The following is a 6,817-nucleotide window of genomic DNA, read 5'->3' on the forward strand; positions in this document are numbered from 1 at the left end:
GGTAGTATTTGTTTTATTATTCTATCATTTTTATCGTAAAGTAATCTTGTTGTGTTTCCTGAAATATTTTTAAAGTGAGTAAGTCTATTTTGAGAATCATAAGTGTATCCCTTACTTTTTTTATCTTCTTCAAACTTTAAGTCTTTTAATAACTTCTTATTTTCCTTAGCTTTTTCGTATCTATCAAGAGCTTTTATGTTATAGTCATTTTCACTTGAATATTTTTTGTTTATAAGTCTTGCATCTTTCCCACTATATTCACTTAAAACTATGATATTGCTGGCTTTATCATATTTATATACATGGCTTCTAAAGATATTATTTATCTCATCTTTTTCGTATTGCTCAATAACTCTATCGATAACATCATATACTCTTCCAATTTCAAAGCCTTTTGGAGTTATAATTTTGGTGGCATTGCCATTTTTGTCATATTCATATTTTGTGATTGCCCAGATATTTTTATCCTTATTTTCTGGTGAAATAAACTTACCATCTATTTTTTCTTTCTTTTCTATTAAATTTCCTGCTTTATCATATTCGAAATAGATTTCGTGATAGTAATTTTTTGCTACTATATTATTCCACTAACAAAACTTTCTGTCGCGTTACAAACAAAACCCCATCATAATTTACTCATGATGAGTTTTTATAATTTACAATTATTGGTTTGATGCCTGACATCATAGCAAAAACTAGAAACAGTTTCTTCTTCTAATATCTTTCTTTACTAAATTTATTAATCCAACCATCTTCAGTATAAAGTTCACCTTCTAAACCATCACTATTTTCTTTAATATCATTATCTTTCTGACCATCATACACTGCTACTTTTATTTCATCATTTTGCTCAATCATAACAAGTAAACTATGCAAACTTAAATCAGTAATTTTAGGTATTAGCCACTTTAAAACCTCCAATTGTTCATCATTAAATGCAGATATTTTATCACTAAACTGTTGTGCAGTAATCCCTTTCATTTTACCATTTAGCATCATATCCCAGCTTGCTATTGTTACATCTCTAACTTCTTTTATTAATTTATTTCCAAAATAATCTAAAATGTTTTCATTCACTATAATCATTTCCTCTCTTTAATTTATTTTGAATACCAAGGTATTCTTATTGGCTGTGTCACTCCCTGCACTGTAAGATTTTCAATAGACTTTCTTGTTAATTCATTTACTTGAGCATCAGTTGCTCCACCTGCTTTTAGTGCTTCTTTAGCTATTCGTGTGTGTTCTTCAAGTGTATTGGGTCTACCACTCATATGGAGTTCTTTAAACAACTCTCTTTGTTTATTTGTCATATCAGAATGATTTAATCCATTATTAATCATATAATCCTGACTAATAGAAAATCCTTTCTTAGGGTCATAATTAACATCACCTCTGAATCCTGCTTTAGCATGCACGTGACGACCACCCACATCTGAATAATCTCCTGTCCCGGCATCAGCAATCTCCTCAGCAGAACTCCTACTTTTTCCTTCGCATTTTGCCTTATATCCACTAGGATCACAATACCCAACCGGATTACTCCCACAATAACTATAAAGATTTAACCCATCGCCCCTATAAACATCCTCCTGAGTAAATCTCCCAATAACAGAATTATAAACCTAGCCCTCAAATAATACTGCTGAGTTATAGAATCAAATTGCTGCCCTGTATATCCTATTCTGAATATCTTCGGTGCTTTCTAAAACATTACCAAAAGCATCATAACAATATTCATTTTTATTTGTTGCTCTTTATCTGTAATAAAAATAGTACTGCCTTGTTCATCATGAGTGTAGTAATACCTGTTTTCCTCTGCCTCTAAATCTCCATCATAACTTGAATCCTAATCTATTCATACTGTCATAGGTGTAATGGTTTTTATTTTTATTTCATGCCCCAAACTGCTGCCGTTTTTGCTTTCGCTTTGCAGACAAAATCCCATCATAATTTACTTATGATGGGATACTGTATTTTTTTAAATTTACAATTGTTTGCTTGACCCCCGACCGCATTGAAGAAACTAGAAACAGTTTATTTTTAACCATTTTAAGTTAAGGTGGTGGCTATTTGAGGCTTACGTTGAACACGAATTCTTTTTTTATTGTTTTATTCAAAAAGACTTATCTCTTCCGCCCAAAAAGTATTATTACCAATACTTTTGTTATCAATATTATTTAATTTGTTTTTAATTACTTCTAATTGTTCTTTCGGACATTCTCTATTTAAATATGCTTTTCTGCCATTAATTTCTTTGATTGTTTTTATAAAGTCTGCATATTCTAGTAAACTTTCAGCTAATTGAGGTATTGACTTATTAACATATACTTTTTCAAATGTTTCATGATTGATAGATACAACTATTCCTGTTTTATTTTCAATTGCTAAAATATCTCCATTTCCGTTAAATCCAATATAAATATACTCTTCATATTTATCAACATTATATTTTTCTTTTAAAGTTAATAGTGCACCTGAGTCAATTGATTCAAAATTTAAAAATGGAGCTGCTGAGTCTGGCAATCCAGCCTCAGTTAATAACTGCTTACTTTCTATCGGTATACTCAGTTTATTAACTTTATCTATATCATACTTAATTAATGGGTACACTTCTTTATTCCACTTTTCTTTAAATTCAATTGGACTTATCATTAAAAATCCCTCCCTTTAAATCAGTGTTTATAGTCTTTTGACAATGTTTCCGCCATATCAGTTAGTTTATCGTTTCCCCTAATTCCAATTTCTTTTTCCACATTGTGAATTCCACCAAATCCTTTGTGCAATGTTTCAGGCACTGCAGTTGCTTGCCCTCCACCACCTATATGATGATGAATTAATTTATCACCTACTGTGTCATTATATTGTGGGAAATGCTGAATAAAATCTTTATCTACTATTGGAACTAATCCACTATCTATCCTTGTCACATTTGTTTCGCTCCAATATTTAGGATGTTCATCTAATAATTCATTAAAATGTTTACTGGCATTTCTTTCCCATCCAGCAGCATTTATTCCGCTTTTATCTTTACCTTTAAAATTCATTTGAGTAGTTAATCTTGGATCAGCTCTATACTCAATCGGAATTTTTTCTACATCAATTCCTCTATAAGCACTAATACTACTATAATCAGTATTATTGATTGCCTCATTATGAGCACTAGTTTTACTCTTGCAATCAGCATATCCACTAGGATCACAATAAACCACAGGATTACTCCCACAATAGGCATAAAGATTTAACCCATCACCTCTATAAACATCCTCCTGCGTAAATCTTCCAATAACAGGATTATAGAATCTAGCCCTTAAGTAATATTGATTTGTTATCACATCAAACTGCTGTCCAGTATAAGTTATCCTATTATGAATATCCTCAGTACTTTCTAAAACATTACCAAAAGCATCATAACAATACTCATTTTTTATTTGTTGCTCTTTATCTGTAATATGGACTGTACTGCCTTGTTCATCTTGCGCATAATAATACCTATTTTCTTCTGTATTACTTGTAATATCAGCAGCAACAACTTCATGCCCTCTAGTAAATCTAGAAACTGGATTATAATTCTTATCTGTTTCAACTAATACATTTTCCTTATGGAAAATAAACTTAGTTAGTTTTTCATTCTCTTCAATCTCAGCTCTTAAACCTTCAGTATCATATCTACTAACTAAAGTATTTCCTTCCTTAGTTAAAGTTTTAACCTGCTGGTTTAAATTATTGTACTCAAAAGTGCTTGCGCCTAGGTCACTTTCTTCCCTTATTGTATTGCCTTGCTTATCATAAGTAAAGTGATTTGTGCCAGAATCTTGGTGTAATTCTTTTAGCTGGTTCTTTACATTATAAACATATCTATCAGTTATACCATTTGTTGTTTTTGTTAGTCTATTCCCTACTTTATCGTAGGTAAAGCTTTCTTGTCTTCCATCATAGCTAGAGTCTTTTACTCTATTCATGCTGTCATAGGTGTAGTTGTTTTTATGTTTACTGCTTGTTTTTTCTATTCTATTACCATTTAAGTCATAAGCATAACTATAATCTACTAATACCTCACCAGTTGAAGTTACTGTAACTAAACTCTCAACATTTCCATCACCATCATATCCATAATCCGTCTTTAACCCATTTCCATAGTTTATACTTTTTATATTGTCATTTTTAAAGTAAACATAATCTACTAGGGTGTTTTCCTTGTTGTCTTTTATTCCCTTTACTCTATTTGCATCATCATAACTGTAAATACTACTTTTACCTGTGATATCTTTTATAGTTTTAATATTCTTATTCTTATCATAATCATAACTTAGAAGTTTTCTTCCCGATGCACTCTTGCTTTCCAACATTCCTTCATCATTAAAACTATACTCATATAACATGTTTCCTGTGTATGCATTTTTTAGTGTTCCATCTTCATTATAGTTATATCTTTGATCTATAATGTTTAAGATTTTTTGCTCTTTTGAGATTTCTTCTATTGTTTTTTTATGGTTTTTATAAGCTTTTACAGAAACTATATTTTTATCAATATTATAAACTCTATCTACAATATTTTCGTTTCTATCTAACTGCTTACTTAAATTTCCTTCTTCATCATAATAGAAAAATTCAATATTTCCTTCTTGATCTTTTATCTCTGATACTTGTCCTAAACTATTATAACTATAAGTTATTGTTCCACCATTTGCATCAGTTGTTGTTATAATATTACCCGCATAGTCATAGGTGTACTTTTCAGCTCCACCTTCTGGAGTTACTATTTGAGTTATTCTTCCCCAATCATCTAACATGTAGCTTGTTTGGTTTCCATTACCCTCAGTAATTCCAGTTATGTTTCCTCTAGCGTCGTATTTATAACTTTGAGCTTTTTTATTTTCTTTTCTGGAGTTTGGAGTAACTATATCCTTAATTTGACCAAGTAGTGTGTAGGTATACTCAACCTTGTTGTTTTCACCATCAATTGAGGTTTCCATATTTCCCTTTGGATCATAAGTATTTCGCGTTACTGTTTCTCCAAGGGCATTTTTAACCTGGATTACTTGACCTTTTAGGTTGTAAACATAGGTTGTTCCTAAGCCATCATCTGTAGATTCATCATATTGCTGTGGTAGTATTTGTTTTATTATTCTATCATTTTTATCGTAAAGTAATCTTGTTATATTTCCTGAAATATTCTTAAAGTGAGTAAGTCTATCTTGAGAATCATAAGTGTACCCTTTACTCTTTTTATCTTCTTCAAACTGTAATTCTTCAAATAACTTCTTATTTTCCTTAGCCTTTTCATATCTGTCAAGAGCTTTTATGTTATAGTCATTTTCACTTGAATATTTTTTATTTATAAGTCTTGCATCTTTCCCACTATATTCACTTAAAGCTATGATATTGCTGGATTTATCATATTTATATACATGGCTTCTAAAGATATTATTTATTTCATCTTTTTCATATTGCTCTATAACTCTATCTATTTCATCATATACTCTTCCAATTTCAAAACCTTTTGGAGTTGTAATTTTAATGGCATTGCCATTTTTGTCATATTCATATTTAGTAATAGACCAAATATTTTTGTCCTTACTTTCTGGTGAAATAAACTTACCATCTATTTCTTCTTTCTTTTCTATTAAATTCCCTGCTTTATCATAAATATAATGAACAATTTTTTCTGTAGTATCATTTATTTTAAAGCTTTCGTAGGTTTTATTATTTAATGAGTCATATTTGTATCTCGCTTTTGCCCCATGTTTATCTTTAACTTCGATAAGTCTATTTTCTTTATCATACTCAAAATAGATTTCATGATAGTAATTGCAATATTCCTCTTTATTAACTAGGTCTGTTCCATGTCTTTCTAATATTTTATTGCTATTTTCATCGTACTGGTAGCAAGTTACATTATATTTTTCTTTTTCCACTGGAACTCGCTTTTCAATTAAGTTTCCAAGCAAGTCATATTTAAATAAAGTAGCGTTTCCTTCACTGTCTATTTCCTTAATTATATTCCCATGAAGGTCATATTCAAAGGTTTTGTCTATAATTCCTTCTTCGTTTATAATAGAAGCTAATCTATTCATTGAATCATAGATATAGCTATACCCCAGTCCATCATCTGTTTTTGCATTGTAGTATTCTGGACTTATGTGTTTTATGACATTTCCATTTGCGTCTAAAACAAATCTTTCTACTCCACCATCTGGATATAGTGTTTTTATTTTTCTATTATCTTTGTCATAGACATATTCTATGCCTAAACCATTTTGTAAATCCTCATCAAAGTAATTTGGATTTACCTCTTTTATTATGTTTCCTTCGCTGTCTCTTATATTTTTCTCAATGGATCCCATTGGATTTTTTATGGCTAACAACCTATCCATATGGTCATATTTATAGCTATAATTGCCTCCATTTGGCGTTTCAACCCTTATTAAATTACCCATCTTATCATAAGATTTTGTTGTTTTATTTCCATTACCATCTTTAATTTCTGAGACGTAATTTAAATTATTATAACCAAATTCTATAGTTCCATAGTCCGTTTCAATTGAGGTATTGCGACCAACTTCATCATATTCGTATCTGTATACATAATTACTATTTGTAGTAACTATTACTGGGTCTTTTCCTTGTTTGTCTTGATCTTCGCTTTCTACATCATATTCATATTTTGAAGTGTTTTTATTTCCATCAGTTTTAGTTAATATTCTTCCATATGAGTCATAAGTGTACCCCTCAATTTTCCACTGCCCAACTGAAATCTTTGTTTTCTCTTCTATTAAATTACCTTCATTATCATGAACGTAAATATTCTCTTTTCCAT

General features: G+C 30.2%; 4 protein-coding genes and 1 pseudogene. All 5 read right to left on the reverse strand.

The annotated features are described in order from the left end of the window. Window positions 1-714: 714 nt before the first annotated feature. A complete protein-coding gene (locus KPL54_RS25400) occupies window positions 715-1,086 on the reverse strand; it encodes a hypothetical protein (RefSeq protein ID WP_216109270.1) in 372 nt (123 codons plus the stop codon). Window positions 1,087-1,100: 14 nt separating this feature from the next. Further along, entirely contained in the window at window positions 1,101-1,430 is a 330-nt protein-coding gene (locus KPL54_RS25405; RefSeq protein WP_309245423.1) for a hypothetical protein, read from the reverse strand. Between the two features lie 129 nt (window positions 1,431-1,559). Then, a pseudogene (locus KPL54_RS26795) lies at window positions 1,560-1,607 on the reverse strand (RHS repeat-associated core domain-containing protein); the annotation flags it as partial. A 502-nt stretch (window positions 1,608-2,109) separates the two neighbouring features. After that, entirely contained in the window at window positions 2,110-2,652 is a 543-nt protein-coding gene (locus tag KPL54_RS25410) for an SUKH-4 family immunity protein (RefSeq protein WP_216109271.1), read from the reverse strand. A 20-nt stretch (window positions 2,653-2,672) separates the two neighbouring features. Further along, on the reverse strand, window positions 2,673-6,817 hold a 4,145-nt coding region (locus tag KPL54_RS25415; RefSeq protein ID WP_290444470.1), incomplete at its 5' end, for an RHS repeat-associated core domain-containing protein.

The organism is Clostridium estertheticum (genome assembly GCF_018861295.1).
Taxonomy (GTDB): Bacteria; Bacillota; Clostridia; order Clostridiales; family Clostridiaceae; genus Clostridium_AD; species Clostridium_AD estertheticum_D.

Excerpts from the sequence above, each read along its gene's own strand:
- KPL54_RS25400 (WP_216109270.1), bottom strand. The coding sequence starts at position 1,086 with ATGATTATAGTGAATGAAAACATTTTAGATTATTTTGGAAATAAATTA.
- KPL54_RS25410 (WP_216109271.1), bottom strand. The coding sequence starts at position 2,652 with ATGATAAGTCCAATTGAATTTAAAGAAAAGTGGAATAAAGAAGTGTAC.